Source organism: Pseudomonas agronomica (genome assembly GCF_025917275.1).
GTDB lineage: Bacteria > Pseudomonadota > Gammaproteobacteria > Pseudomonadales > Pseudomonadaceae > Aquipseudomonas > Aquipseudomonas agronomica.
In genome coordinates this window covers 1-1,339 of the sequence record NZ_JAOSHO010000838.1, presented here as the reverse complement: position 1 = coordinate 1,339, position 1,339 = coordinate 1, and the positions used below count along the sequence as shown (strand labels likewise).

The 1,339-nt window shown below is 61.2% G+C and carries 1 protein-coding gene; it reads right to left on the bottom strand.

Features of this window, described 5'->3' with window-relative positions; all coding sequences use genetic code 11:
- Positions 1–44 precede the first annotated feature (44 nt).
- The gene (locus OC610_RS27555) at positions 45–1,337 is read right to left on the bottom strand and encodes an HlyD family type I secretion periplasmic adaptor subunit (protein ID WP_264432652.1); all 1,293 of its coding nucleotides are present in this window, start codon (positions 1,335–1,337) and stop codon (positions 45–47) included.
- Positions 1,338–1,339: the final 2 nt, after the last annotated feature.

The window sequence follows — 1,339 nt, the reverse complement described above, 5'->3', positions numbered from 1 at the left end:
GCAAGCTCCCTCGCCACAAAAGCGCGTGCGCCGCAAATGTCTATTTACCGCTCGTGCAACGCCTCGGACCGGGCCTTGATGATCGGTTTGAGCAGGTAGCTCAGGATGGTTTTCTTGCCGGTGATAATGTCCACCGACGCTACCATCCCCGGGATGATCAGCAAGGGCTTTTCAGGCGTGCCCAGGTGGCTACGCTCGGTGCGCAGCTTGATGATGTAGTAGGTGGTTTTCTTGTCTTCATCGGTGATGGTGTCGGCGCCGATCTGTTCCAACTTGGCTTTCATCCCGCCGTAGATGGTGTAGTCGTAGGCGGTGAATTTCACCGTGGCGTCCTGGCCGGGGTGCAGGAAGGCAATGTCCTGTGGACGGATTTTCGCTTCCACCAGGATGGTGTCGTCCAGCGGCACGATTTCTATCAGGTCGCTACCCGGCTGGATCACGCCGCCAATGGTGTTCACCAGCATCTTGTTGACGATGCCGCGCACCGGCGACGTGACCAGGGTCCGGCTCACGCGGTCTTCCAGGGCCTTGCCGGTGGCCTGGGCCTTGTTCAGGTCGGTGCGCGCTTCGTTAAGCTGGGTCAGCGCTTCACTGCGGAATTTGCCGCGGGTCTCGTCGATCTTGCGCTGCACTTCCTTGATCGCCGATTCGGCGCGAGGAATCGCCAGCGTCGTGGCGTCCAGTTGCCCACGGGTCTCGACTTCGGCACGCTTGAGCCGCAGCACTTCCACCGGCGATACCGCGCCTTGGGCCACCAGCGGCTCGGACATGTTGATTTCCTGGCGTTGCAGCGCCAGGCCAGAGCGATATTGCGCCTGCTTGGAGATGAACTCACGCAGCTCCTGCTGACGCTGGATCAACTGCTCCTGCAAGCCACCAATCTCGTCATGCAATTGCTGGCGGCGGCTGATGTACAGCGACTCCTCGCTGGCAGCCTGGCCCGGTACGGCCTTGAGCACATCGGGCGGAAAGTTCAGCGGTCGGTCATCAACCTCGGCACTCAGGCGCTCGACCCGCAACAACATCGACAGGCGATCCGCCTCGGTTTCGCCGACGTTGGAGACAAACCGGGTGTCGTCCAGGCGAATCAACGGCGCGCCGGCTTCGACGATCTGCCCTTCCTTGACGAACAGCTCAGCGACGATGCCGCCTTCAAGGTTCTGGATTTTCTGGATCTTGGACGATGGGATCGCCTTGCCGTCGCCCTTGGTGACTTCGTCGATCACGGCGAAGTTGGCCCACGACACCAGGAAAACGAAGAAGGCGATGATGCCCCAGATCGTCAGGCGCACCACTCGGGGGGCGTCTTCGATCAGCGCCTTGTTGACCTCGGGCAGCG